22 protein-coding genes and 1 pseudogene are annotated in these 24,692 nt (G+C 70.5%); 13 read left to right on the top strand and 10 right to left on the bottom strand.

Annotation, left to right across the window (positions count from 1 at the left end; translation table 11 throughout):
- From VGR06_RS18085 to speB, 7 genes and pseudogenes are all read left to right on the top strand, one after another.
- Positions 1 to 1,771, top strand: a pseudogene (locus VGR06_RS18085) (hypothetical protein); the annotation flags it as partial.
- Between the two features lie 367 nt (positions 1,772 to 2,138).
- Positions 2,139 to 4,445 (top strand): ATP-binding protein, encoded by a 2,307-nt coding sequence (locus tag VGR06_RS18080; RefSeq protein WP_327560261.1) that lies wholly within the window; start codon positions 2,139 to 2,141, stop codon positions 4,443 to 4,445.
- On the top strand, positions 4,442 to 4,861 hold the full coding sequence (locus VGR06_RS18075; RefSeq protein ID WP_327560260.1) for a roadblock/LC7 domain-containing protein: 420 nt from the start codon (positions 4,442 to 4,444) through the stop codon (positions 4,859 to 4,861). The genes VGR06_RS18080 and VGR06_RS18075 overlap by 4 nt, the downstream gene beginning before the upstream one ends.
- 10 nt (positions 4,862 to 4,871) lie before the next feature.
- Entirely contained in the window at positions 4,872 to 5,264 is a 393-nt protein-coding gene (locus tag VGR06_RS18070; protein WP_327560259.1) for a DUF742 domain-containing protein, read from the top strand.
- 98 nt (positions 5,265 to 5,362) lie between these two features.
- A complete protein-coding gene (locus VGR06_RS18065) occupies positions 5,363 to 5,932 on the top strand; it encodes a GTP-binding protein (protein WP_327560258.1) in 570 nt (189 codons plus the stop codon).
- An 18-nt stretch (positions 5,933 to 5,950) separates the two neighbouring features.
- Positions 5,951 to 6,712 carry an MHYT domain-containing protein gene (locus VGR06_RS18060; RefSeq protein WP_327560262.1) on the top strand — a complete coding sequence of 254 codons (762 nt, stop codon included), beginning with the start codon at positions 5,951 to 5,953 and terminating at the stop codon, positions 6,710 to 6,712.
- A gap of 28 nt (positions 6,713 to 6,740) precedes the next feature.
- Positions 6,741 to 7,685, top strand: coding sequence for an agmatinase (speB, locus tag VGR06_RS18055; RefSeq protein WP_327560257.1), 945 nt, complete (start codon positions 6,741 to 6,743; stop codon positions 7,683 to 7,685).
- Positions 7,686 to 7,690: 5 nt separating this feature from the next.
- Here the strand turns inward: speB and VGR06_RS18050 are convergent, their stop codons facing one another.
- The 5 genes from VGR06_RS18050 to VGR06_RS18030 form a co-directional block, all read right to left on the bottom strand.
- On the bottom strand, positions 7,691 to 8,533 hold the full coding sequence (locus VGR06_RS18050; RefSeq protein WP_327560256.1) for a hypothetical protein: 843 nt from the start codon (positions 8,531 to 8,533) through the stop codon (positions 7,691 to 7,693).
- Complete coding sequence (locus VGR06_RS18045; protein ID WP_327560255.1) at positions 8,530 to 9,018, bottom strand: hypothetical protein; 489 nt, start codon at positions 9,016 to 9,018, stop codon at positions 8,530 to 8,532. The genes VGR06_RS18050 and VGR06_RS18045 overlap by 4 nt, the downstream gene beginning before the upstream one ends.
- A gap of 7 nt (positions 9,019 to 9,025) precedes the next feature.
- The gene (locus tag VGR06_RS18040; protein ID WP_327560254.1) at positions 9,026 to 9,943 is read right to left on the bottom strand and encodes a hypothetical protein; all 918 of its coding nucleotides are present in this window, start codon (positions 9,941 to 9,943) and stop codon (positions 9,026 to 9,028) included.
- 4 nt (positions 9,944 to 9,947) lie between these two features.
- Positions 9,948 to 10,316, bottom strand: a complete 369-nt coding sequence (locus VGR06_RS18035) for a type VII secretion target (protein ID WP_327560253.1) — start codon at positions 10,314 to 10,316, stop codon at positions 9,948 to 9,950.
- Between the two features lie 108 nt (positions 10,317 to 10,424).
- Entirely contained in the window at positions 10,425 to 11,405 is a 981-nt protein-coding gene (locus VGR06_RS18030; protein ID WP_327560252.1) for an AraC family transcriptional regulator, read from the bottom strand.
- Positions 11,406 to 11,513: 108 nt separating this feature from the next.
- On the opposite strand from VGR06_RS18030, the gene VGR06_RS18025 reads away from it, so the two are divergent.
- From VGR06_RS18025 to VGR06_RS18015, 3 genes are read left to right on the top strand one after another with little or no spacing between them, the layout of a single operon-like run.
- A complete protein-coding gene (locus VGR06_RS18025; protein ID WP_327560251.1) occupies positions 11,514 to 12,311 on the top strand; it encodes an alpha/beta fold hydrolase in 798 nt (265 codons plus the stop codon).
- Complete coding sequence (locus tag VGR06_RS18020) at positions 12,308 to 13,471, top strand: LLM class flavin-dependent oxidoreductase (protein WP_327560250.1); 1,164 nt, start codon at positions 12,308 to 12,310, stop codon at positions 13,469 to 13,471. The genes VGR06_RS18025 and VGR06_RS18020 overlap by 4 nt, the downstream gene beginning before the upstream one ends.
- A gap of 4 nt (positions 13,472 to 13,475) precedes the next feature.
- Positions 13,476 to 14,861, top strand: a complete 1,386-nt coding sequence (locus tag VGR06_RS18015) for an aspartate aminotransferase family protein (RefSeq protein WP_327560249.1) — start codon at positions 13,476 to 13,478, stop codon at positions 14,859 to 14,861.
- Positions 14,862 to 14,962: 101 nt separating this feature from the next.
- Here VGR06_RS18015 and VGR06_RS18010 read toward each other — a convergent pair whose 3' ends face one another.
- The 3 genes from VGR06_RS18010 to VGR06_RS18000 are packed head-to-tail and all read right to left on the bottom strand — an operon-like array spanning position 14,963 to position 17,978.
- Positions 14,963 to 15,493 carry a hypothetical protein gene (locus tag VGR06_RS18010; protein WP_327560248.1) on the bottom strand — a complete coding sequence of 177 codons (531 nt, stop codon included), beginning with the start codon at positions 15,491 to 15,493 and terminating at the stop codon, positions 14,963 to 14,965.
- A 58-nt stretch (positions 15,494 to 15,551) separates the two neighbouring features.
- Positions 15,552 to 16,571 (bottom strand): alpha/beta hydrolase, encoded by a 1,020-nt coding sequence (locus VGR06_RS18005; RefSeq protein WP_327560247.1) that lies wholly within the window; start codon positions 16,569 to 16,571, stop codon positions 15,552 to 15,554.
- A 54-nt stretch (positions 16,572 to 16,625) separates the two neighbouring features.
- The gene (locus VGR06_RS18000) at positions 16,626 to 17,978 is read right to left on the bottom strand and encodes a cytochrome P450 (protein ID WP_327560246.1); all 1,353 of its coding nucleotides are present in this window, start codon (positions 17,976 to 17,978) and stop codon (positions 16,626 to 16,628) included.
- A 173-nt stretch (positions 17,979 to 18,151) separates the two neighbouring features.
- Between VGR06_RS18000 and VGR06_RS17995 the strand changes: the two genes are divergently transcribed.
- Both VGR06_RS17995 and VGR06_RS17990 read left to right on the top strand, forming a co-directional pair.
- Positions 18,152 to 18,979 (top strand): SAM-dependent methyltransferase, encoded by an 828-nt coding sequence (locus VGR06_RS17995; RefSeq protein ID WP_327560245.1) that lies wholly within the window; start codon positions 18,152 to 18,154, stop codon positions 18,977 to 18,979.
- Positions 18,980 to 19,075: 96 nt separating this feature from the next.
- Positions 19,076 to 21,181: a putative bifunctional diguanylate cyclase/phosphodiesterase gene (locus tag VGR06_RS17990; RefSeq protein WP_327560244.1), complete on the top strand. Its 2,106-nt coding sequence runs from the start codon at positions 19,076 to 19,078 to the stop codon at positions 21,179 to 21,181.
- 6 nt (positions 21,182 to 21,187) lie between these two features.
- Here VGR06_RS17990 and VGR06_RS17985 read toward each other — a convergent pair whose 3' ends face one another.
- Together VGR06_RS17985 and VGR06_RS17980 are read right to left on the bottom strand one after the other, a co-directional pair.
- Positions 21,188 to 22,201, bottom strand: a complete 1,014-nt coding sequence (locus VGR06_RS17985) for a pectinesterase family protein (RefSeq protein WP_327560243.1) — start codon at positions 22,199 to 22,201, stop codon at positions 21,188 to 21,190.
- Between the two features lie 355 nt (positions 22,202 to 22,556).
- The gene (locus tag VGR06_RS17980; protein ID WP_327560242.1) at positions 22,557 to 24,287 is read right to left on the bottom strand and encodes a hypothetical protein; all 1,731 of its coding nucleotides are present in this window, start codon (positions 24,285 to 24,287) and stop codon (positions 22,557 to 22,559) included.
- On the opposite strand from VGR06_RS17980, the gene VGR06_RS17975 reads away from it, so the two are divergent.
- Positions 24,282 to 24,611, top strand: coding sequence for a hypothetical protein (locus VGR06_RS17975; RefSeq protein ID WP_327560241.1), 330 nt, complete (start codon positions 24,282 to 24,284; stop codon positions 24,609 to 24,611). The genes VGR06_RS17980 and VGR06_RS17975 overlap by 6 nt on opposite strands.
- Positions 24,612 to 24,692: the final 81 nt, after the last annotated feature.

Below are 24,692 nucleotides of genomic sequence, written 5' to 3'. Positions count from 1 at the left end.
CGTGCTCGCCGCCGCGGTGGCCCGGACCTATGTGGATGGTGCCTGGCTGGACGGGCTGTACTGGACGACCGTCGCCCTGCTGGTGCTGGCCGTGGTGCAGGCGGCGGTGCTGGGGGATCCGCGGGCGGAGCGGCGCCGGGTGCCGGCGTTCGTCGCGGGTCCGCTGCCGACCGTCGAGCTGGGCATCGCGGTCGGGGTGCTCGCGGTGTCGGTGTTCACCGTCTCGCGCAGCCGCAACCTGCCGGCGGCGGACCGCGGTGTGCTGCCCGGCGTGGGGGATCTGGGGCTGTGGGTGTCGGCCGCCGCGCTGCTGGCCCTGGTCGCGCTCGCCGGGGCGGCCGCGGTCCTGGCGCGGCGCACCCCGGAGCGGGGCGTGCCGCGGCCGTTTCGCCGTTTCCTCAAGGGAATGGTGAGCCCGGTGGTGGCCGCGCTGGGGTTGTTCCTCGGCGTGGGGTTCACCGCCGCGCTGGACTACGGGGTGCTGCGGCTGCTGCGCCCGGCCGATCAGCCGCAGGCCATGGACCTGCCGCTGTTCCACCTGCGGATCGCCCACGCCGCCGGCGTCGCGGTCGTGCTCGGCGTGGCCGGGCTGCTCGTGCTGGTGGTGGTGAAGCGGTTCGCGGCGCGGGCGTTCGAGACGAAGGTGCGGGCGGCGTCGAACCTGCCCCCGGCGGGGCCGGATCCGGACGGGTCGGGGTGGCTGGCGGTCGCCCAGGTGCGCCCGGTGGCCGGTGCGTGGTGGCTGGCCCGGCTGAAGTACCACGTGCAGTGGCCGGTGCTGGCGGTCGCGTCGGTGGGCACGATCCTGACCATCGCCGCGGTCGTCGAGGCGGTCGAGGACCTGGTCGTGGCCGGTGGGCACGCGGCGAACCTCACCCAGTGCCGGCCCGACTCGGTGCTGCCGGCGTGGCTGGACTGGCTCAGTGACTGCCGTGACCTGCCCGGGCCGGACCTGGTGACGATCGGCACCGTCGCGCTGCTCGGTGTCGGGCTCGGGCTCGCGTACCTGGGTCGCAGCGCCCTGGGCAACAGCGCGATCCGGCGGTCCGCGGCGGTGGTGTGGGACCTGGTGGCGTTCTGGCCGCGCGCGGCGCACCCGCTGGTGCCGCCGCCCTACGCGCCCAAGGTGATCGAGGACCTGCGCCGGCGGATCGCCTGGCATCTCGGCGAGTGTGCCGAGCTCGCGCCCGGGCGGGTGTGCACCTGCCACAAGTCGCCCACGCCGGTGCCGTACGTGGTGCTGGCCGGGCACAGCCAGGGCAGCCTCATCGCGGTGGCCGCGCTGACCCGGCTCTCCGCGGCGTACCGGCGGCACGTGGCGCTGCTGACGTTCGGCGCGCAGCTGCAGATTGCCTACCCGCGGGCGTTCCCGGCCTACGTCAACCACGCGCACCTGTGCTGGCTGTGGCGGGTGGTGCTGCGCGGGCGGTGGCGGTCGCTGTACCGGGAGTCCGATCCGATCGGCGGGCCGGTGTTGAGCTGGGATCGCAGCGACGACAAGAGGGACCGCGGGTGCTTCACGTCGCGGCGGCTCGACCAGTCCACTCCGGACCCGCAGCACGACGAGATCGATCCAGATACCGGGCTGCGCGAATGTGGTCCGGAATGGAGGCTGCTCGATCCGGTGCCCGCGGACGGCCAGGGCAGCCCGCACTGGGGCCTGCGCCGGCACAGCAGCTACAGCCTCGACCCGGCCTGGCCGCGGGCGTTGGCCAAGCTCGTCGCCGGTCGGTACGGCCCGCGTGCCCGAAGTGGACGGTCGGAGGATTGAACCGGGAGCGGGCGGGGTACGTATCAATTGTCGTGGAATTCGAATATCCCTCTGGTGGGGGAGGGTTCCGGCATTTTGCCGGGCGCAATGTGCAGAATTGCCCGATAGGGCGATTACGCTAGGTCAGACACGCAGCGTGGCCTGGGGATTCCGGGTTGTGGTCGCTACGGCGAACGGAGTACAGGCCAGTAGGGTACTAAGTCCCTACACGATGAATTTAGGGTGGCGCGCCGAGCGTACGACTTGACATCAACGATCGTTTCCGATTGTGTCCAGGTCCTCATCACCTCTGGTCGGAAAACGTTTCCGGCGGGCGCGCGCCCACACGTGGAGAATCCGTCATGCGGCGACAAAACTGGAGACGACGGTGCCGGGCCAGCAGGACTCGTTGCGGTGGCAGGTGAACGGCTGGAGCCTACGGACGAAGGTGGCCGTCGTGCTCCTGCTGCCGGCCGCGGTGGCGTTGGTGCTGGGCGGTTTGCGGGTCCAGTCCCGGCTGGACGACGCCAGCCGGCTGAGCACCGTGCGTGACCAGCTTGGCGTGCTCCGCGACTCGGTGACGCTCTCCGACCAGGTCTCCGCCGAGATGGTGGCCGCGGTGACCAGGGCGCCGGACCTCGACGCCCGCAAGTCCGCCGTGGACGAGCGGGCCGCGGCGATCCGGCGGGCCGCCGACTTCGCGCACCTGCCGGCCGAGGTCGGCCGCACCTTGAACGATTCGCTCGGGCGGCTGAGCGCGCTGCGGCTGCAGGCGCAGAGCGCCGTGAGCGACCCGATCACCCAGATCGCCGGGTACCTCGAGGTCGCCAACGGCCTGAGCGACCTGGTGCCGGAGCTGGTCTCGCCGGCCGAGATCGACGAGCTGGACCGCACCGCCCGGGCGGTCACCTCGCTGCTGCGGCTGCGGGCGGTGCTGGGCACCGAGGAGACCCTGCTCAAGTTCGGCGCCGCTGCGCCGGCCAACCCGGCCATCGCCGCGGCGGCGCAGCGGGTCGCCGCCGAGGAGAGCATCATCGCCGGGCAGATCCAGCGGGACCTCCCGGCGGGGAACAACGGAAAGTTCGAGGCGGCGACCAAGTCGGCGCAGGCGCGCCGGGATGCGTTGCAGGCGGCCGTGTCCGGGAGCGGCACGGCCGCGCTCATCCAGCAGCTGCCCGAGCTGACCGCGGAGTCGGCGGCCCTGGACGGGCTGCGCGGTGAGCTGGTCAACGCGTTGGCGGACAACGTGTCCGCCCGCACCAACGAGGCCCGCTCGGCGGCGCTGCGGGACGCGTCGATCGTGCTCGGCGCGTTGCTGGCGGCGCTGGCGATCGCGCTGATCGTGGCCCGCTCGCTGCTCTCGCCGGTGCGCCGGCTGCGCTCGGCCGCGCTCAACGCCGCGCACCACCAGCTTCCGGAGACGGTCGAGCGGGTGCGTGCCGGGGAGCGGGTCGACTGGCAGTCGGTCGAACCGGTCCCGGTGCACACCGGCGAGGAGATCGGCCAGCTCGCCCGGGCGTTCGACGACATGCACCGGCAGGCCGTGCGCCTGGCCGGCGAGCAGGCGGAGCTGCGCCGCCAGGTCAGCGAGATGTTCATGACGCTGTCCCGGCGCAGCCAGTCGCTGGTCGAGCTGCAGCTGGAGGCGATCGAGGAGCTCGAGCACGACGAGGACGACCCGCAGCGGCTGGGCGGCCTGTTCCGGCTCGACCACCTGGCCACCCGGCTGCGGCGCAACGGCGAGAACCTGCAGGTGCTCGCTGGCGGTTCGCCCGCGCGGCGCGACCACGGGCCGGTCACCGTGGTGGAGTTGTTGCGCGCGGCCACCTCCGAGGTCACCGACTACACGCGGATCAGCCTCGGGCACGCGCCGGCCGGCGGGGTGCGGACCAGCCCCGCGGCGGACGTCGTGCACATCCTGGCCGAGCTGCTGGAGAACGCGACCCGGTTCTCCCCGCCGGACCGCAAGGTGGTGCTCACCGCGGACCGCGGCGCGGACGGCGGTCTGCTGATCGAGGTGGTGGACGGCGGGCTGGGCATGGCGGCGGAGGACCTGGCCGCGGCGAACGGCCGGCTGGCCGCCGAGGGCGCGGTCGGCCCGGAGACGACGCGGCGGATGGGCCTGTTCGTGATCAGCCGGCTGGCCGCGCGGCACGGCGTGACGGTGCGGCTGCGGCCGACCTACGAGAGCGCGTCGCGGTCCGGCATCACGGCGAGCGTGCACCTGCCGGCCGGGTTGATCATCGCGGACGGCACGCCGGGCGCCGTGCTGGGTGGCCGGCCGCGGATTCCGGAGCCGGCGCCCGCGCCTGAACCGTCGCCGGCCGCGGTGCCGCAGCCCGCGGTGTCCAGCTGGTTCACCGATGTGTCCACTGTGGACGATGAGTCGGTTGGGCCGGTCCTCGCGCCGGCCCCCCGGTTGATGTCGCCCCCGGAGAAGACCTGGCGTGCGGCGGACGCGCTCCGTGTTCCTGAGCCGGCCCGGACCACGGCGGCCGGGCTGCCGATGCGCAAGCCGGGCGCCCGGGTGGTGCCGGCCGGGCCGGGTGCCGAGCCGCCGGCGGCCCGCATCCAGTTCCGGAACGCGGAGTCCATCCGGAGCAATCTTTCCCGGCACTACAACGGCGTTCGGGCGGCACGGGAGCGCACTGGGGGGACCCGGACGGATGGCAACGGGAGCGAGGGCGGCTCATGACAACGGAGATCACGGCCGGGACGGAGCAGTCCCTCGGCTGGCTGGTTTCGGCGTTCACCCGGGAGGTGCCCGGCGTCGCGCACGCGGTGCTGGTCTCGGCCGACGGGTTGATGGTGGCCGCCTCCGACGGGCTGCCCCGGGACCGGGCCGACCAGCTCTCCGCGATGGCCGCGGGCCTGGCCAGCCTCACCGCGGGCGCCGCGCACCTGTTCACCGCCGGCCGGGTGGTCCAGTCGGTGATCGAGATGGAGCGCGGGTTCATGCTGCTGATGACTGTCGGCGACGGCTCGCACCTCGCGGTGCTGGCCGTGGCCGGGTGCGACATCGGGCTGGTCGGCTATGAGATGACGTTGCTGGTGGACCGGGTGGGCCGCATGGTCGACACGCCGGTGCGCGGGGCCGCCGACGGGCACTGAGGTGGGGGACGTGCACCAAGACGATGACTACGGGTTCGTCGCGCGGCAACGGCCGGGGCGGCCGCCGGCGCTGGCCCGGCCGTACTCGTGGACCGAGGGCCGGACCCGGCCCACGGTGGAGCTCGCGGTCGAGGCCCGGGTGCAGACCACGGATCTTGGCGAGGGCCTGCCGGAGCAGCGAGTTAATCCACTGTGGACTGTCACGCGATTGTGCGTGGAACCGTGCTCGGTGGCCGAGATCGCCGCGCACCTCGCCGTACCGCTCGGGGTGGCCCGGGTGCTGGTCGCCGACCTGCTCGACGAGGGGCTGGTGACCGTGCAGGCAACGCTGTCCGACGACGCCAGCACCGACGAGCGGCGGGAACTGATCGAGAGGGTGCTCAGTGGACTTCGCGCACAGTAGACGGGTGAGATGCCATGAATGACCCATTCAGTGCGGCTCACGCAGTGAATGACTCATTCATTGCACCGGGCGCCGGGCGACCGCCGCGCCGTAGGCAGGTGGTGCGCCAGCACATAACCTCGGCCAAGATCGTGGTCGCGGGTGGGTTCGGGGTGGGGAAGACCACGTTCGTCGGCGCCATGTCGGAGATCGCGCCGCTGCGCACCGAGGCGCTGATGACCCGGGCCGGGGTCGGGGTGGACGAGGTGTCGGCGGTGCCCGGCAAGGTGTCCACCACGGTTGCGATGGACTTCGGCCGGCTGTCGCTGGCCGAGGACCTCGTGCTGTACGTGTTCGGCACGCCCGGCCAGCACCGGTTCTGGTTCATGTGGGACGACATCGTGCACGGCGCCATCGCGGCGGTCGTGCTGGTGGACACGCGCCGGCTGGCCGACTGCTTCTCCTCGATCGACTACTTCGAGGCGCGGGAGATGCCGTTCCTGGTGGCGATCAACCTGTTCGAGGGAACATCCCAGCACAGCGCGGCGGAGGTCCGCGAGGCGCTGTCGCTGCCCCCGGAGATCGCCGTGATCACCTGTGACGCCCGCTCCCGGGAGTCGACCAAGCAGGTGCTGATCGCGGCGTCCGAGCATGCACTGTCCCAATTGGACCATCGGCTGTTCGGATAGGAGTCCCTTGTGGACAACATGCACCACTTCGAGATGGGCTTCTGGTTGCTGTTCCTGGCCTACCTCACCTCGGTCGTCGGCTCGACGGTAGGGCTGGCGTGCACGCTGCAGTCCCGGTACGCGGTCTCACCCCGGGCGCGCCTCGGCTGGCTGCTGCTGGCCGCGGTGTCGATCGGCGGCGTGGCCATCTGGGTCATGCACTTCATCGCCATGCTCGGCTTCACCACGCCGGGAAACCCGGTGCGCTACGACGTCTCGCGCACCGTGCTGTCGGCGATCCTGTCGGTGGGCGCGGTGTTCGTCGGCCTGGTGGTGTTCGGCGTGCGCACGAAGTTCGCGCTGTGGCGGCTGCTGGTCGGCGGGCTGATCACCGGCCTCGCGGTGAACCTCATGCACTACACCGGGATGTGGGCGGTCCAGATCAAGGGCACCATCAGCTACGACATGGGCCTGGTGCTGTTGTCCATCGTCATCGCCGTCGTGGCCGCCACCGCCGCCTTCTGGTTCACCGTCGTGGTGGACCGGGTTTCGATGCGCCTCCTGGCCGGAGTGGTGATGGGGGTCGCGGTCACCGGCATGCACTACACCGGCATGGCCGCGGTGCGCGTGCACGTCGACCCGAACGCGCCCGACCCGCCCGGGCTCGAGGTGTTCACGTTCCTGTTCCCGGTGTTCGTGCTCGCCGCGATCGCTTTGGTGGTCCCGATCTGCGCCGCGCTCATGGCGGAGTCCCCGGCGGAGAAGGAAGCCCGGCTGTCCGCGGCGCCATTAACCGTGTGAGTACAGCGGGTGGCGTATCGTCACCGGAGTGGCCGATGCACCCGTTGGACCGCCTGACCCGGCGGTGTCCCCCCGGTTCGCCGGCCCGGAGACGTTCGCTCGCCTGCCGCGGCTGGACGACGTGGGCGCGGCGGCGGTCGCGGTGCTGGGCGTGCCGTTCGACTCCGGGGTCACCTACCGGCCGGGTGCCCGGTTCGGCCCGGCGGCGGTGCGGGCCGGCTCGAAGCTGCTGCGGCCCTACCATCCCGAGCTGGACGTCCACCCCTGGTCCGTGCACCAGGTCGCGGACGCCGGGGACGCCGGGGTCACGCCGTTCGACCTGATAGCGGCCATCGCGCAGATCGAGGCCGCGGCGCGGGCGACCCTCTCCCGCGCCGAGCGGCTGATCACGGTCGGCGGCGACCACACGATCGCGCTGCCGCTGCTCCGGGTGCTGCACGAGCGGCACGGCCCGGTCGCGCTGGTGCATTTCGACGCGCACCTCGACACCTGGGACATCGCGTACGGCGCGCGGTACAACCACGGCACCCCGTTCCGCCGGGCGTTCGACGAGGGCCTACTGGCCGCCGACCGGTGCGCGCACGTGGGCCTGCGCGGGCCGGTGTACGGGATGTCAGACTTCGACACCGACCGCGCCCTGGGGTTCAGTGCGATCTCCACCGCCGACGTCGCCCGCTTCGGCGTGGACCAGACCATTGACCGGATCCGCTCCCGGGTCGGCGAGCTCCCGGTCTACGTCAGCGTGGACATTGACGTCCTCGACCCGGCGCACGCCCCCGGCACCGGCACCCCCGAGCCCGGCGGCCTGACCACCCGCGAGCTCCAGCTCATCCTCCGCGGCCTCGACGGCCTCAACCTCATCGGCGCCGACGTCGTCGAAGTCGCTCCCCCCTACGACCACGCCGAGCTCACCGCGTTGGCCGCGGCCAACCTCGTCTACGAGTTCCTCGGCCTCTTCGCCCTGCGGAAGTAGCGCGCTTACGGGCCTCGCAGGTCGCAGTAGGGGTAGATCTCGGTGTGCGCGTCGTCGGCAGTGCTGGGCTGGCCGGCCGAGGGCACGATCCAGGTTTCCCGCTCGCCTCGTGAGCACGACGGTGTCGGGGGGCGTTGCCAGTCGCCGCCGAGGTCGTTGCCCTGCTCATCCCGGAAGACGATAGGCACATCCGGGGAAGCGACGTTGCCGCCGACGATCTTCCCGGCGCTGTTCCGGAACACCACCGCGGTGGTCCGGCTCTCCAGCCCGCGGCAGTTCGCGGAGGTCTCTTTGTAGTGAATGTCGACGCTCGCTGGAATTCGAGGTTGAAACCGCGCCGTGCGCAGGTAGGTGCCGGTAACCGGGGCGAAGCCCTGACCGAAGGAGTCCCGCGGCACCCAGGCCGTGCGGTCCAGGTTGATCTCGAAGGACGACACCCGCACGCTACTTCGGTACGTCGCCGAACCGGTGCCGATGCGCTGACCGGGAAGCACGATCGGAATCTCGACACGCAATGGGGTGCCCGCGGATTCGGGAAGTTCCGTGTGCGCGGGGTCGAACAGCCGGAATGTCACCAGGGTCCGGTAGGCGACGTCGCCGCTGGTGTTCTCGAGCAGGGCACCCATGTTCACCGCACCGTCTGCGTCCTGGGTGAAGCCCTGCTCGAGGACCCGGACCGAACCCCCGTCGGGCGCCGACGTACCCTGCGGGCCGGAAACCGAGTCCGGAACATCGCACCGGCCGGACGACGAGCCGGTGCCCCACGGCAGCATGCCGTCGGCGAGGACGAAGATCACCGCGGCGATGGTCACCACCGCGAGCAGTACCAACCACCGGAACCTGGTCATCCGTAGAACCGGGTCTTCAGCTCGCGGACCTTCGCCAGGTGGTCCTGGATCAGGGCGGTGACCGCCTCCTTGGCGCGGGCCGTGAACTGGGTTTCGGTCAGCTCGCGCAGGGTGCCCGGGGCGATCTTGGCGGACATGTCCTGCATGCCTTTTGCGGAGAAGGCGATCCGGCCGCCGGCAGAACTGCCGCTGGCCTCGATTTTCGAACGCGCGTCGAAGAAATCGTGATCCCGCTGGTCATGCGGTTCGACGTCCAGCGCCGAGTCGGCGATGGCCGCCCTGTACTCGCGCAGCCAGGCCGCGTACAGCATCCGGGCCAGGCTGACCAGGAAGCGCTCGAGACCGCGCTCGTCGAGGAACTCATACACACTCTCGCCGAACGAGATCGTGACGTCGGTACGGTGGCGTAGCTCGGCCATGATCTCGGTGCCCGGCACCCGGACGCGCACGCTGATGGCGTCCAGGCGGTCCGCCAGCTGACCCATGGCTCCCTCACCTGTCCGCTTCGCCGAGGCCGCGTTCTCCGGTGAGGTCCCGCTTCGCCAGGGTGGCCAGGGTCGGGCGGGCAGCGACGAAATAGGCGGTGTGGCCGTGCACCACATTGCTGATGTCCTCGACGTGCTTGGCGATCTCGGACTCGGCCTTCTGCACGACTCTGGTGAGCTGGTCGATGGCCGCCTTCATCGTGTTGGTGATCTGGAGGGCCGACGAGCCGCCGCCCTTGGGCGGCTCGGACAAGCTGTCCGGCGGCAGCGTGGCACCGACCTGTGCCGCCGCGCCGATCACCTGGAGCGCGAGCGGCGCCGCCGCACCGTCGGTGGCGACGGTCAGAATCGCCGCACCGACGGCGCCGATGGAAGACAGGACGGTGAACGAGACGTTCCAGGTGTTCTTGTCGCAACACTTGTTGTCGAACATGTCGATGGTGGCGTGTGCGATCCCGTCGATGTCCTTTCGCGCGCTGGCCCACATCGCCTGGTGCGCCTCGAGAGCCGCCTTCAAGATCAACGTGAGGATGAACTGGTTGGTCGTGAACGAAGGGAACGGATCGATGAACTTCGCCTTGAACGTCCTCGCGGCTTCGCCGGTCCATTCCGCCAGGTAGCCACCGGCCGTGGTGATCTTGGCCAGCGTCGGGTTCGCCAGATATGGGATCTTGTCGACCGTGTCGTTGGTGAGCCCATTGGAGATGCCGCGCATGGCGGTGTCCAGGTCGTTGATCATCGGCTGGTACTCCGCCGGGTCCGGAACGTCTGAGAACGGCTTGAACAATGGTTCGATCAACTGCTCGTAGTAGCCGTCCACGCCGTTGCGCGCGTACTCGGGGTCGAGCTCATTGTGCTCGATCGCGTGCTTGGTCGCCAGGTACCTGATCTCGCTGGCGTGCTCCATCAACTGCTCGAAGCTCATGGACTCACTTTCCCGGCGTCGGTTCGCCGCGCTCGTTCAACAGCTGGTTGAACCTGTCGCGGGCGGCATGATCGGTCGCCTCGTACAGTTTCACCGCCTCGGTGAGCGTCGCGGCTGTCTCGTCGAGGTTGCGTTCGGTGTCCTTCATAAACGTTGCCGCGATGTCATGCAAATGCGTCCAGGCCGTGTGCACCGGACCGAGCGTGTCCCCGAAATGATCAGGCCGGGTCATTGCACCATCCACAGTGGACCGAACGCTTGCGTATCTGGCAACGACATCTCCGTAGATGGCCGCCACCGATGGAAGGTCGTCCTTTGCGACGGTGTACAGGTCGTAGAGGTCGAGCGCCAGCGTTGCGCCATGATCAGACATGTTCCTCCGCAGGTCGCATGTCCTTTTTGTCTTGCCAGACATAGGCTTACCACGAGGGACAAAGATTGGCGGACCAGTTCGGGAATTGTCCTGTTTCTTGTCCCCCGGTCAGCGGCGGAGGGTCGTCGAAGGGGATTCGCCGAAGCGTTGGCGGTAGGCGGCGGCGAAGCGGCCGGTGTGGGTGAAGCCGTGGCGGAGGGCGACGTCGGTGACCTTGGCGCCGGTGGTGGGGTCGAGGTGGAGGAGCTCGGTGTGGGCGTCGTCGAGGCGGCGGTGGCGGAGGTAGGACATGGGGGAGGTGCCGAGCTGGCGGCGGAAGGCGGCGTGCAGGGAGCGTTCGCTGACGCCGGCGTAGAGGGCCAGATCGGCGACGGTGAAGGACTTGGCGGGCGTGGCGTCGATCAGTTCCACGACCCGGCGGACGACGCGGGGGGCGGGGAGGGCGGGGGTGGCGAAGATCGCGTCGGTGTAGTTGTGGCGCTGGGTGAGCAGGAGCGTGGAGAGGACGTTGTGCTCGATCTCGGCGGCGAGGACCGGGGGCGGGCCGGCTTTCCCGCAGCGCTCCAGGGCCTGGCGCAGGGTGAGCACCGCGGCGGCGACGCCGGAGCCGGGGCCGGTGAGGTCGACCGGGCCGTGCAGCCGCAGCGGCTGTCGAAGCGGTTCGTGCAGCAGGTTCTGCAGGTGCTGCTCGATGCGCGGCTTGGCGATGGTGAGCATGAGCTGGCGCAGGCCGGCGGTCCAGCGCATGGCGAGGTCCTCGTGGAAGCAGAACGCCGCCGCGTGGGCGGGGTCGGCGACGAAGATCTCGCCGCCGTCGTCGACGTGCATCCGGCCGTCGAAGAGGAAGTTCACCGTCACCATGTCGATCGGCGGGGAGCAGCAGATCTCCACGGCCGCGCCGTAGGTGGACGCCATCAGGCCGAGCCCGTCCAGGGACCGGTACTGCACCCGGGCCCGGAACGGGGTTTCCCGGTCCAGCACGGTCATCTTGTGCGAGCAGCCGAGGAGCTCCTGGGTCCGCACCCGGGCCTCGTACGGGTCCGCGGTGTCGATCAACCTGGGGTGCGGAAGGTCGATGTCCTCGGACACCTGCCCAGCTTCCGGCCTGCCGCACACGATCGTCAAGGGTGCGCGAATCGGCTCAGCGGTGCGGTAACCGGATCGTCGCGGTCACGCACCACTTCTAGCTTCACCTACATGCCGAACGAGGAGTTCCTGGAGTTTCCGGGTGGCCGCGTCCACCTGCTGCGCGGCGGCGAGGGCGCGCCGCTGCTGTTCCTGCACGCCGCGGGTGGGGCCGGGCGGTGGCTCGAGTGGCACGAGCTGCTGTCGAAGCGCTTCGACGTGATCGCGCCGGACGCCCCGGGGTTCGGCGGGTCGGACGAGTTTCCCGAGGTCGAGTCCATGGACGACCTCGTCTACCACTACCTCGACGTGATCGACCGGCTCGGCCTGGACCGCCCGCACCTCGTGGGCGGCTCGTTCGGCGGCTGGCTCGCCGCGGAGATCGCCGTGCAGGCGCCGCACCGGGTCGGCTCGCTGGTGCTGCTCAGCGCCGCCGGGCTGCGGCTGCCGGACCACCCGGTGGCGGACATCTTCCTGATGACGCCCGACCAGGTCGTCGAAGCGCTTTTCCACGACACGAGCAAGGCGAGCGCGGCGTTCCCGCCCGATCCCGACGTCGAGGCGATCCTGGCGATCTACCGGGACATGACGGCGCTCGCCCGGTTCTCCTGGACGCCGTTCCTGAACAATCCCAAGCTGGAGCGCCGGCTGCACCGGATCACCGCCCGCACGCTCGTGGCCTGGCCGGGCAATGACAAGCTGATCCCGATCGCGCACGGCCACCGGTACGCCGAGCTGATCCCGAACGCCGAGTTCACCGTGGTCGACGACTGCGGTCACGCCATGTACTTCGAACGCCCCGCCGAGTTCGCCGAGGTCACTGTCGACTTCCTGGCGGCGCGGGCCGAGCTGACCGGAGCGAGCGCATGAAGTTCGTGTTCTTCCACCTGATGCCGTACCCGTACCTGCCGGACGACTTCGACGAGCGCTACTCCTCGCCGTCGCTCACCTTCCCCAACAAGCACTTCGATCCCCAGCTGGGAACCCAGCTCTACCACCGGTATCTCGACGAGCTGGAGCACGCCGACCGGCTCGGGTTCGACGGGATCGGGGTCAACGAGCACCACCAGACCGCCTACGGGCTGATGCCCTCGCCCAACATCATGGCCGCGGCGCTGGCCCGGCGCACCGAGCGGGCACAGATCATGGTGTTGGGCAACGCCATCGGCATCCGCGGCAACCCATTGCGGGTGGCCGAGGAGATCGCCATGCTGGACCACCTCACCAACGGGCGGCTGGTGTCCGGCTTCGTCCGCGGCATCGGCTGGGAGTACTTCGGGCACAGCATCAACCCGGCCCGCTCCCGCGACCGGTTCAACGAAGCCCACGACCTGATCATCAAGGCGTGGACCTCGGACGAGATGTTCCAGTGGATCAGCCCGAACTACGAGTTCCGCTACGTCAACCTCTGGCCGCGGCCGCTGCAGCAGCCGCACCCGCCGATCTACATCCCGGGCGCCGGCAGCACCGAGACGATGAGGTTCTGCGCCGAGAAGCGCTACACCTACATGTCGGTCTACGCGCCGACGCCGCTGGTCGGCCGCTGGTTCGACGGGTACCGGCAGGCGGCCGCGGAACTCGGCTACACGCCCGAGCCGGAGAAGCTCGGCCTGTCCATCCCGATCTTCGTGGCGGAGACCGACGAGGAGGCGCACCGCGCCGCCCGGCAGCACCTGACCTGGCTGTTCCACAAAGGACTCAAGCAGGGTCCGGAGATCATGTTCCCGCCCGGGTACATGTCCCAGTCCTCGATGCGCGGCCTGCTGATGTCCGGCGCGAAGCCGTTCCCCGAACTGACCTATGAGGAGATCATCACCGGTGGTATGGCGCTGGTCGGCAGCCCGGACACGGTCATCGCCCGGATCCGGGAGTTGCAGGAGCAGCTCGGGTTCGGGCAACTGATCGGGTTGTTCTCGATCGGCGACATGACCCACGAGGAGACCGTGCGGAGCATGGAGCTCTTCGCCGCCAACGTGATCCCGGCCGTGCGGGCGCTGGGTACCCAGGAGGCGATGGCTGCGGCACCATGACCACATGAGCCTGGACGACGCCGCGCGCCGGCACCTGTGGATGCATTTCACCCGGTTGTCCGCGTTCGATCATGCGCCGGTACCGGTGATCGTGCGCGGCGACGGGCCGTACATCTACGACGACGGCGGAAAGCGTTACCTCGACGGGTTGTCCGGGCTGTTCACCGTGCAGGTCGGGCACGGGCGGCAGGAGCTCGCGGAGGCGGCCGCCAAGCAGGCCGCGGAGCTGGCGTACTTCCCGATCTGGGGCTACGCCCACCCGGCCGCGGCCGAGCTGGCGCAGCGGGTGGCCGGGCTCGCGCCGGGGGACCTGAACCGGGTTTTCTTCACCGCGAGCGGCTCGGAAGCCGTTGAGAGCGCGTGGAAGCTGGCCCGCGCGTACTTCCGGCGGGTGGGCAAACCGTTGAAGCACAAGGTGATCTCCCGCTCGGTCGCCTACCACGGCACGACCATGGGAGCGTTGTCGATCACCGGGCTGGCCGCGCTGAAGCAGGACTTCGAGCCACTGGTGCCGTCCGCGTTCCGGGTGCCCAACACGAACTACTACCGCGCCCCGGCCGGTACGGACTCCTCGCCGGAGGCGTTCGGCCGCTGGGCCGCGGACCGGATCGCCGAGGCCATCGAGTTCGAAGGCCCGGACACGGTGGCGGCGGTGTTCCTGGAGCCGGTGCAGAACGCGGGCGGCTGCCTGGTGCCGCCGCCCGGCTACTTCGCGCGGGTCCGGGAGATCTGCGACGCCTACGACGTCCTGCTCGTCTCCGACGAGGTGATCTGCGCGTTCGGCCGGCTCGGCGAGTACTTCGGCGCTCTGCGGTACGGTTACCAGCCCGACATCATCACCTGCGCCAAGGGCCTCACCAGCGGCTACATCCCACTCGGCGCCATGATCGCCTCCGACCGCCTCGCCGAGCCGTTCCTGTCCGGCGCCAGCTGGTTCGCCCACGGCGTCACCTTCGGCGGCCACCCGGTCGCCGCCGCGGTCGCGCTCGCCAACCTCGACATCTTCGAACGGGAGGGTCTCAACGCCCACGTCCGCGCCAACTCCGAGCTGTTCCGCGGCTATCTGGAACGCCTCCACGACCTCCCGATCGTCGGCGACCTCCGCGGCGACGGGTACTTCTTCGCCATCGAGCTGGTCCGCGACAAAGCGACCAGACAGCGGTTTACCCCAGCCGAGTCCGAGCGCCTGGTCCGCGGGTTTCTTGCCAAGGCCCTGTTCGACGCCGGCCTCTACTGCCGCCCCGACAACCGCGGCGACGTCGTCGTCCAACTTGCCCCGCCGCTGATCTGCGACGAGACCCATTTCGCCGAAATCGAACGGATTCTCCGGGATGTGCTAACGCGTGCTTCAACGGGGCCAGATCGGGAAAGCAACGTCACGTTTCCGTAGAGGGAAAGCAACGTCACGTTCACTCCCTCCGAGGAATGCGTCCTTTGTCACGCCGAGCGTGAGGAAAGCGTCCTTCGTCGCACGACCACCACGGCCGGTGGTCAGCTACCGCCGTAATCGCGCTCGTCGTATTTGGCGAGCTCGAGGAAGTCGCGGATCGCCTTGGCGGGGGTCTTGCCGTCGTGTTTCAGCCCGTCGACGACCGCCTGGACGAGCTGGGGCCGGGTTTTCGCCTGCGCGGCCTGGAGGAGGAGCGGCTGGGATTTGCCGGACTCGGCGATGAGCTCGGCCATCGGGGCGCGGATCTCGGTGGGCCACAGGGTGGTCTGGAGTTGGTTGATCTGCTCCTGGTTGGCGGCGGCGAGCTCGCTGGCGCGGGTGCGCAGGGTTGCGACCGGTTGGCCGGAGTTGATCGCCGTTTCGAGTCGTTCGAGGGCCACGTTGTAGGGCTTGACGATGGCGAGGTACCGCTGCGCCGCGTCGGGTTTGGACAGCGGGGGTGGCGTGGTGGTCGTGGCCGGTGTGGTGGACGTGGTGGCCGCCGGGGGAGCCGCGACGGGGGTGGTGGTCGTGGCGGTGGCGCACCCCGCCAGCGTGAGCAGCGCGCCGGCGGTGACGAGTGAGAGACGCATGATGGTTCCTCCCAGGAGCGCGCAGTCTAGCCACCCGGGGGAGGGCCGAATGAACCGGTCAGCGGCCGACGAGCTCATCCGCCCACTGGATGGCGGCGGCCGCGAACTCGCCCGCGTTGGGGGCGAAGTTGAAGGAGTGGCCGTAGGTGCCGGGGAGCAGGTAGGTGCGTAGCCGGGCGTTGGGGTTGTAGAAGGGCGCCTCCTGCCGGCGCAGCGCCTCGGCGGAGGAGCAGTCGGTGGCGATCGGGAGCGGGGAGCAGAACAGCTCGTCCTGGCCGCCGAGCGTGACGAGCACCGGGGCGTTGATCAGGATCGAGTACGGCGACATGATCGACACGCCGATGGCGTCGGCCGCCTCGGTGGCCGCGAAGACGTCCTTTGTGGACTCGTCGAAGTCGATCGCGCCGCTGACCGGTTGTCCCGGGTTGTGGAACGCCTGGTACCGGGTGCCGGGCTCGGTGGTCAGGTAGCCGGGGTCCGGCAAGCGCCGGGAGAGCAGGGGATCCACGGTGGCCGGGTAGAACGACAGCAGGCCGTCCGCGGCGGAGTCGATCAGGTCGAGGTGGTGGGTGAGCGCGGCCAGCAGCACCCCGTCCACATCCTGGTAGTTGGCCGCCTCGATGACGCTGATCGACGCGCCGAGCGAGTGCCCGCCGATGATCACCTTGGGGAACGGGCGGCCGAGCGCGCCGGAGCGGAGCTTGCCGACGACCTGGTGCATGATCGCGGCATCGGCGAACGTGGTGAGCAGCACGGAGAGTGGCTTGGAGCTGCGGCCGGTGCCGAGCCGGTCGACGGTGAGGGTGGCGTAGCCGGCCTGATTCATGGCCGCGCGGAACGAGAACAGGCCGCGGTCGGCGGGCAGGTCCCAGTACGAGCTGGTGTAGCTGCCGCCCGGGATGAGCACCTGGACGGTGGCCGCCCCCTCCGGCACGCACAGCTTGCCGTACATGGTCTGCGGCAACCCGGCCAGGGTCACCGGGATGCGCACCTCCGAACAGGACACGCTGTTGGCCTCGGCCTGACCCGGCGCCAGCGGGTAGCCGGCCGCCACCAGGGTCAGTCCAAGAGCGAGCACGCGCCTGATGCCGAACTTCCGCAAGGAGACCGCTTCCTTTCTCGATGCAACCGCTCAGCCGTGCCGCGGGACCGCGGTCATGGGTAGCCGGCTGGGGTAGACGATCCCGAGCACCTTGGGGCGCACGGGCTTTCCCGGCACCGGGACCAGCCGCCAGCGGGCCGCGACGGCCGCGGCGACGAGCGCGATCTCGGTGTGGGCGAACTGCTGGCCGGGACAGCTGTGCAGGCCGGCGGCGAACGGCAGGTAGAACTCCTTCGGCACCTGTGCCGCCCGCTCCGGCGACCAGCGGTCCGGGTCGAACCGGGCCGGGTCCGGGTAGACCACCGGATCCTGATGTGTCGCATGGGGACTGATCGCCACCTCGGCGCCGGCCGGGAGGCGGACCGCGCCGAGGTCCACCTCGACCAGCGTGCGCCGCATCAGCAGCCACGGCCCGTGTGTCCGGAGCACCTCGGTGATCACCTGCCGGGTGTAGGTCAACCGCGGCAACGCCTCCACGGTCACCCGCCCGTCCGGGACCGCGGCGTCGACCTCCGCATGGAAGCGCCGTTCGACCTCGGGGTGCCGGGCGATCTCGTGGAAGAACCAGGCCAGCGCGATGGCGCTGGTGTCGGTGCCGGCGGTGAGCAGCGTGACCACCTCGTCGTGTACCTGCGTGTCGTCCATCCGCTCGCCGGTCTCCGGATCCTCGGCGAGCAGCAGCGTGGAGAGCAGGTCGCCGCGGTCCGCGCCGGTCGCCCGGGCCTCGGCCACCACCTCGCCGACCACCCACCGGACCCGGGCGATGGCCCGGTCGAACCGCCGGTTCGCGGGGATCGGCGCGAGCCGCGGGGAAAACGCCCGCACCATGCCGTCCCTGATCAGGATCGGGACGCAGGCCTGAACCTCGTCGGCCGCCTGCCGGCCGAGCTCGGTGGTGAACAGGGTGCGCGCGACGACGGCCAGCCCGAGCTCGCGGAGCCGCACGTCCACCGCGATCTCCTCGCCGGCCCGCCAGCCGTCCACCATGGCCGAGGCCAGCTCGATCATGGTCCGGGCGTAGCCGAGGATGCGGTCGCGGTGGAAGGCCGGCTGCACCAGGCGCCGCTGCCGGCGGTAGAGGTCCCCGGTGGACAGCGCGAGCCCGTTGCCGAAGTACGGGCGGAACTTCTCGATGAAGATCCCTTTCCCGAATTTGCCCGCCTCCAGCGTCAATACCCGATAGGCCAGCTCAGGGTCGGTCAGCACGTACGCCGGGAGGGTTCCCAGATAGATCGTCACGACATCGCCGTGCGCCCGTAACGACGTCATCAAATCGAGCGGGCGACGTAAAATTGACAATGCGTGGCCAAAAAGCGGTAGCCGGCCGGGGGCGACCGGGACGGGAGCGTGGCCGGCGCTACTCTCGTCCGAATTGACGACCATGCCGTCATTCACCTCAGTGGGGGTACGGGGCTGGAGGTGGCACTCGAGGAGGGACACTCTAGGTCGCCACCGGGTGGAGGGATATCACCCGATGGGGTGCTGACAAGGTGTGCGCAACAGGCTGAGATACCACTGTCGCAAGCACCGCGACCGATCGACCACGGAGGTGTCCGTTGACGGACCACCCGCTCGGCGAGTCCGACGGGATCGACACCAGCGTCCCCAACATCGCCCGGGTCTACGACTTCTTTCTCGGTGGAAGTCACAACTTTCCCGCGGACCGGCAACTCGCCGCCATGATCGAGCAGAACATGCCGCACATCGCCGACGCGGCCCGGGTGAACCGGGCCTTTCTGCGGCGCGCGGTACTCTACATGATGGACCACGGTATCCGGCAGTTCCTCGATATCGGTTCAGGGATTCCGACCGTGGGCAACGTACACGAGATCGCCCAGAGCGCCGACCCCGAATGCCGGGTGGTCTACGTGGACAAGGAGCCGGTGGCCGTCGCACACGGTCGGATCCTGTTGCGTGGCAACGGCAAGGCCGGCACGATCCGGGCGGACATCCGGGATCCCGAGGAGATCCTGGGCCGGCCGGAGTGCAAGCAGCTACTCGATTTCACCCAGCCCATCGGCCTGATCACGCTGCTCGTGTGGCACTTCGTCCCGGATTACGACGACCCGGCGGGCCTGCTCGCCCGCTACCGTGCGGCGCTCGCGCCGGGCAGTATTCTGGCGCTCACGCACTTCACGCTCGACGACAGTTCCGAGGGACTGCGGCAGGCGCTCGCGGAGGTGAACAACCGCGGCCGGGAGCAGATGTTTCCCCGAACCCACGAGCAGGTCAGTGCGATGTTCACCGGTTTCGAACTGGCCGATCCGGGGCTGGTGGTATCCCCGGCCTGGCGCCCGCAGGGGCCGGGCGACTTCTCCGACTCGCCGGGCTCCAACGCCCTCTCTTACGCCGGTGTCGCACACGTGCCCGCGCCCCCCGGATGACCGGAACGCGCGCCGCGCGGGTGCCGGCGGTTCAGCGGTTTTCGAGTACAGTTCAATCGTTTCGGCACGGGGTGCAGGGGATAAGGGGTAGCAGGTATGACCACGCCGATGCCGGAGGAGGAACGGGTGCCGGCGACGATGCCCACCTCGGGCGAGAATCGTAGCCGTGAGCGGGCCAAGCTCGCCCGGAAATGGGCGTACCTGGTCAGCATGACCGCCTACCTGCCGCTGTCGCACGCCGAAATCGAGCGGCAATTGCTGGAGCTGGTCAGCGACCTCGCCGACGCGGTTCCGACCGAGCCGCTGGACCTCGCCCGGGCCAGCGGGGTCGGCGCCCGCCTGGTCCAGATGCATTGCGTCGGCCGCACCAGCCTGCAGGTCTCGGTGGACGTGCTGGCCGGCGCGCTGCTGGCCGACCCGGAACTGGCGCACGTCGACCGGATGGCCGAGCGGGTCACCCGACTGGTCGGCGCGCTCGCCTCCGGCTACGCCGAGGCGATCCGCACGTCCGCGCTGCGCCAGCAGGACGAGCTCAACCGGGCTCTGGTCGAAGCGGTGTCGAAGGGTGACCGGAGCCGGAAGGCCGGGGACCTTCGGTTCGACCAGGTGCTCAGCGGGTCGGACAGCGGGATCGCGATCACCGATCTGGACGGGCGGTTCGAGCGCACCAACGCGGCGTTCGACGCGATGGTGAACCGTTCGGCCGAGGCCACGTTCTTCGATCTGATCCACGCCGGCGACCGGCTCGCGGTCGGCGCCGCCTACCAGGAGATGCTGGCGGGCAAGGCGGAGCGGCTCCGGCTGCAGCCGCGGCTGCTGCTGGCCGACGGCGAGGTGGCGAAGGTGGCGCTGTCCGCGTCCGTGCTGCCCGGCGCCGACGGCCGGCCGAGCCATTACCTGACCATCGTCGCCGACGTCACCGAGCTTTCCTTGCTGCGTGGGCAGTTGAGCCACCAGCTGTTGCACGACGTGCTCACCGGGCTGCCGAACCGGCAGTTCTTCACCACCCGGCTGGAGCAGGTGCTGCACGAGGACGGCCCGATGACCGTGTTCCAGCTCGATCTCGACGGGTTCCCGATGATCAGCGACGGCCTCGGCCGGACGGTGACGGACAGTCTACTTCGGACGGTCGGGGAGCGGCTCACCGCGGTCATGGCCGGCGAGAAGGCGATGGTGGCGCACTTCGACGGCGCCCGGTTCGCGATCCTGCTGGAGGGCGCGCCGGACCTGGTGAGCACGGTCGGTCGGATCACGGAGACGATCACCCGCCCGGTCCGGGTCGACGGCCGGGACGTGGCCACCTCGGTCAGCATCGGCGCGGTGCACCGGCCGGAGCGCCGGGTCGAGCCGGCCGAGTTGCTGCGGTCCGCGGACATGGCGGTGCGCCAGGCCCGGCAGAGCGGGCCGGGCCAGTGGGCGGTGTTCGACCCGAGCCGGGACGCCCGCGACCGCGCGACGTTCGGGCTGGCGGCCGGCATGCCCGCGGCGTGGCGCTCCGGCCAGATCCGCGTGGTCTACCAACCCCTGGTGCGGCTCGCCGACCGCCGGATGGTCGGCGTCGAGCCGCTGTTGATGTGGAACCAGCCCGAGCACGGCTCCGTCCCGCACGACCGCTGCCTCGAGCTGGCCGAGCGGATCGGCCTGATCGCGCGGCTGGGCAGCTGGCTGCTCCGCCGGGCCGCCGATCAGCTCCGCCGGTCCGGCCGCGACCTGATGCTCGCCGTCGACCTCACCCCCAACCAGTCCGCCGACCCGGAGCTGGTCGCCCGCGTGCTGCACACGCTCAACGACACCGGCCTCCCGCCCGAGCGCCTCCAGCTCGGCATGCCCGTCCCGGAGCTGCTCACCGAGTACGGCCACGCCGCCGAGAACCTCCGCTTCCTCGCCGAAGCCGGCATCCGCACCGCCATCCATGACGTCGGCAACCTCGCCGCCGACCTGATCGTGCTGGAGGAGCTGCCGATCCGCGTGGTCCGGCTGTCCCCGCGCCTGATCAGCCGAGCCGGCCGGAGCACCCTGACCGCCAAGGCCGTCACCGACCTCGCCGCCCTCGTGCACTCCGCCGAGGCCACCCTCACCGTCGGCGGCATCCACTCCCAACCACAGGCCAACTGGTGGCACCGCACCGGCGCCGACGTGGCCACCGGCCCGCTGTTCAGCACCGGTCCGCAGGACGAGATCAGCGCGCTGTCAATGCCCTGAGGTGGCTCAGCGCGGCGACCAGTCGCCCAGGTAGTTAGCGACGGTGAACTGGGGTGCCTCGGCGTCGGTGAGCTGGGGGCGGTCCGGGCCGGTGCCCGCGCCGGGGCCGGTGTTCCGGTATTCCCGCATCCGCGCGTCACGCCAGGAGAAGCCGGAGAAGTCCGTCCACGGCGTGCTCTTGATCGCCGCGGGCAGGACGGTGTTGCGGATGACCACCTGGGCGATGGCGTTCGGGTCGCCGCTGGGATGCCATGGCCGGCCGAGGAAGTACGTGGCTGGCGCGGCCGGGCTGGTCACCGTGCTGTTGATGATCAGGAAGCCGAACGGGTTCTCCACCCGCGTGCTCGGCGCGGTCAGGTACCCGTTCGGGTTGCCGCCCCGGTCGAGCGCCACGATCGTGTCCCGGTCGAACACCGCCGTCGCCCGTCCGAACATGAAGTCGACATCGCCCGTGATCGTCGACCGCACGTAGTACTGCCGCGCCCGGGTGTCGACGTTCGCCGTGTCCGCGTACAGCGTGTCCTGGTGGCTCACGAACCGGTCATGGTCGAACAGCATCCGGTCCCCGGTCGCCTTGATGGCCACGGCCTGCGTCGCCGTGATCTCCGGATGCGCCGCCCGGCTGAACGAGTTGCTGAACGTGATGTGCCGCGCGGTGAAATCACTCGCCGCGACCATCGTCGTGGCGCTCCCGGTCGTCCCGAACGGCGTCCCGTCCGGCTTCAGCGTCCCCGAGGCGTTGTCGAAGTCGATGACCACATCCACCGGATTCCCGGTCGCGCCGACCATCGTGAGGTGCGTCTTGGCGGCCGGCACCCGCACCAGCTCCCGGTACACCCCGCGCTTGATCAGGATCGTGGTCGCCACCCCGTCCGGCACCGAGTCCACCGCCGCCTGCACGGTGGTGAAGTTCCCCGTTCCGTCCTTCGCCACCGTCACCATCCGGCAGGCCGCCGCCTCCGGCGCCGCACCAACCCCGACCGCCAGCGCCGCCGCCACGCCCAGAACCGCAACCCGCACCGGAAACCTCCTCCCACACACCCCTCAAGCCGCACCCTAGATCCACTCAGAGGGTCGATTCCGACCCCTGTGTGGACAATTCCGGCCGTGCGTGGTGGTCACCGGTGCCACATGGGTCGTCACACGATGTCTAACATCGACCCTGATAGAAGAGGCGGTTTCGCGCGGGTCGAGGAAATCCACCGGCACGTCGTAGACCACGTCCGGCTCGAGCACCCCGCACACGAACGGGTGCAGCGGCCAGCAGAGGGTCGGGTTCATCGACAGGGACACGTGCACACCGTCGCCGCGTCGAGATCCGCGCGGGTGCCCAGGGTGCTGATCCGCAGCAGCGACTCGAGCGACGTCAGCGCGGTCATGACAGCTCCTCGGCGAAGGCGGGGACGGTGGGCGCCACCGCGCGCACGGTGAACGACGTCTGCGGCGGGGTGGTCGGGGTGACCGGAGAGGTGGTCGCCGGGTGCTCGAGCACGGTCAGGGTCAGGTACGGCGGCAGCACGAGGCCGGGGCCGACCCGGCGGCGCCGCGGGATCACCGGCCTCCGGGTCAGGTACAGCACCCGGGTACCGGATCCGTTGCGGCGCACCACGTCGAACGGCACACCCAGGCAGTCCAGGGCGCCCAGCCGCATTCGGCATACGCGTTCCAGCGGTTCCGGGTTCTCCAGCAGCACGCCGGTCAGCCGCCACGCGCCGGGGTCCGGCCGCGACCAGAGCAGCGTGGCCCGGCCCCGGTCCACCGGTGGTGCCCAGAGCCCGAGGCCCAGCGCGTCCAGCAGCACCCCGAGCGCGGCGTCCGAATCCCGTTCCCCGGCGGGAAGTCCGGCGAGACCGGGCAGCTCAGGCACCGGCAGGCCGCCGTCGAACGCCGTGCTGAAGCCGAGATCCGCCACCTGCTCGCGCGGGTTGTGGTAGCGGGAGGTGCTGAACACCATGCCGGGCAACGGGATCCCGACGGTCTGGCCCTTCTTCGGCACGTGCACCGCCAGGTCGTAGGTCGCGCCCGGCACCAGACCGGCGTTGCCGCCGAGCGTGGCGCCCAGGTGCGGCACCGGGCAGTTCGCTCCACTGAGGACGTCCAGCTCGAGCAGCCGCTGATCCACCGCGATCTGCTTGTCCTTGGCGTCCGCGGACAGCGCCGCCCAGAGCGCGGCGATCGCGGTGGGCGGGAACGAGCTGGGCCCGGGCAGCAGGTCGGTTCGCGGCACCCGCCAGCGCCCGGGGTCCTCGACGTCCATGCTCGCCTGGTCGTAGGAGAGGTGGAACTGCTCCAGCCCGCTCGCCGCCGGGTCGATCTCCAGCCGCACCTGCCGGTACCGCACCCGCATCGGCACGTCGTCCTGCATCCCGATGGACAGCCCGCCGAACGTGATCGTCTTGACCAGGATGTCGACGCTGTAGTCCACCTCCAGCGCCAGCTTCGGCGAGCCCGGGCCGGCCATGCCGATCACGGTCACCCCGTGCACGACGACCTTTCCCTTCTGGCAGAAGCTGGACAGCACGCTGGCCACGCCGAGCAGCGCCGCGAGCCCCGCGCTGGTCGGGTCGCCGGAGGGCGCGGTGCTGGCCGGGGTGTCCGCGAGCAGCGAGCCGGCGAGCGCCGCGCCGGTCACGAACACCCGCGCGGCCACGTTGCCGGCGAGGCCGTCGTCCACCGCGACCCGCAGCAGGCCGTCCGGCCCCTCACCCTGCACGGTGACGTCGAACTGTTGCCGCGCCGGGGAGATCCGGGTGTCCCGGGCGTACCGGGCGCGCAGCGGCAACGGTTTGCCGGCGGCCAGGACCACGCCGCCGACCGGGCCGGCCGGGGGCGTCGTGGTGCCGTCCAGGTCGAACTCGGCGGACAGATCCACCAGCGTCGGCACACATTCCGCCAGGGACAGCGCGGCCGGGTCGTGCCACTCGATCACGCCGTGCAGGTGCGGGCGGCCGTCCTCGGCGGGGACGTCCACCTCGGTCCGCGCGTCCACGCCGGACGGCACGCCGAGGACGAGCTCGACGGGTACCACGGTGCCGCCCACGTACGGCACGCCGCGCGGCAGGAACAACTCGGCGCCGCGGATCGCCAGGCCGTTCGGCAGGTGCATGCCGAACTGGTCACCGGGCAGCACGAAATGCGGCGGGGCCAGGGTGATCTGGACGGTGCCCTCGGGTTCGGTTGGGACAGGTTGACGTCCACGGTGAGTCCGGGATCCAGCGACAGCGTGGCGAACCCGGGAAGCGCCTGTCCGGTCTTCACCTCGGCCTGCGCGGTGCCCGCTCCGGCCGGCCACGCCTCCGACTGCAGCGCGGTGAGCAGCGGTTTCAGGTCGCCGGGGATCGCGACCGACGCCGACCAGCCGAGCACGCCGAGCTGGTCGGCCAACGAGGTGAACGCCACAGCCGGCTCCCATCGCCGCAGGTCACTTTGATCGACAATCGCTCGGCGGCGGCCGAACGCTAGGGCCGCCGTCCAACTGCGACGGAGTGCCCGCGGGCGGCGGTGATACATG

It is taken from the genome of Actinophytocola sp. (genome assembly GCF_036002505.1).
GTDB lineage: Bacteria > Actinomycetota > Actinomycetes > Mycobacteriales > Pseudonocardiaceae > DASYTH01.
The sequence above is the reverse complement of the archived record's forward strand: the minus strand, read 5'-3'. Positions and strand labels throughout refer to the sequence as shown.

Bases quoted from the DNA above. Each gene is read 5' to 3' on its own strand.
- VGR06_RS18075 (WP_327560260.1), top strand. From the start codon at position 4,442: ATGACAACGGAGATCACGGCCGGGACGGAGCAGTCCCTCGGCTGGCTG.
- VGR06_RS18060 (WP_327560262.1), top strand. From the start codon at position 5,951: ATGCACCACTTCGAGATGGGCTTCTGGTTGCTGTTCCTGGCCTACCTC.
- VGR06_RS18050 (WP_327560256.1), bottom strand. From the start codon at position 8,533: ATGACCAGGTTCCGGTGGTTGGTACTGCTCGCGGTGGTGACCATCGCC.
- VGR06_RS18045 (WP_327560255.1), bottom strand. From the start codon at position 9,018: ATGGGTCAGCTGGCGGACCGCCTGGACGCCATCAGCGTGCGCGTCCGG.
- VGR06_RS18040 (WP_327560254.1), bottom strand. From the start codon at position 9,943: ATGAGCTTCGAGCAGTTGATGGAGCACGCCAGCGAGATCAGGTACCTG.
- VGR06_RS18035 (WP_327560253.1), bottom strand. From the start codon at position 10,316: ATGTCTGATCATGGCGCAACGCTGGCGCTCGACCTCTACGACCTGTAC.
- VGR06_RS18025 (WP_327560251.1), top strand. From the start codon at position 11,514: ATGCCGAACGAGGAGTTCCTGGAGTTTCCGGGTGGCCGCGTCCACCTG.
- VGR06_RS18020 (WP_327560250.1), top strand. From the start codon at position 12,308: ATGAAGTTCGTGTTCTTCCACCTGATGCCGTACCCGTACCTGCCGGAC.
- VGR06_RS18015 (WP_327560249.1), top strand. From the start codon at position 13,476: ATGAGCCTGGACGACGCCGCGCGCCGGCACCTGTGGATGCATTTCACC.
- VGR06_RS18010 (WP_327560248.1), bottom strand. From the start codon at position 15,493: ATGCGTCTCTCACTCGTCACCGCCGGCGCGCTGCTCACGCTGGCGGGG.
- VGR06_RS18000 (WP_327560246.1), bottom strand. From the start codon at position 17,978: ATGGTCGTCAATTCGGACGAGAGTAGCGCCGGCCACGCTCCCGTCCCG.
- VGR06_RS17990 (WP_327560244.1), top strand. From the start codon at position 19,076: ATGACCACGCCGATGCCGGAGGAGGAACGGGTGCCGGCGACGATGCCC.
- VGR06_RS17980 (WP_327560242.1), bottom strand. From the start codon at position 24,287: ATGCACCTGCCGAACGGCCTGGCGATCCGCGGCGCCGAGTTGTTCCTG.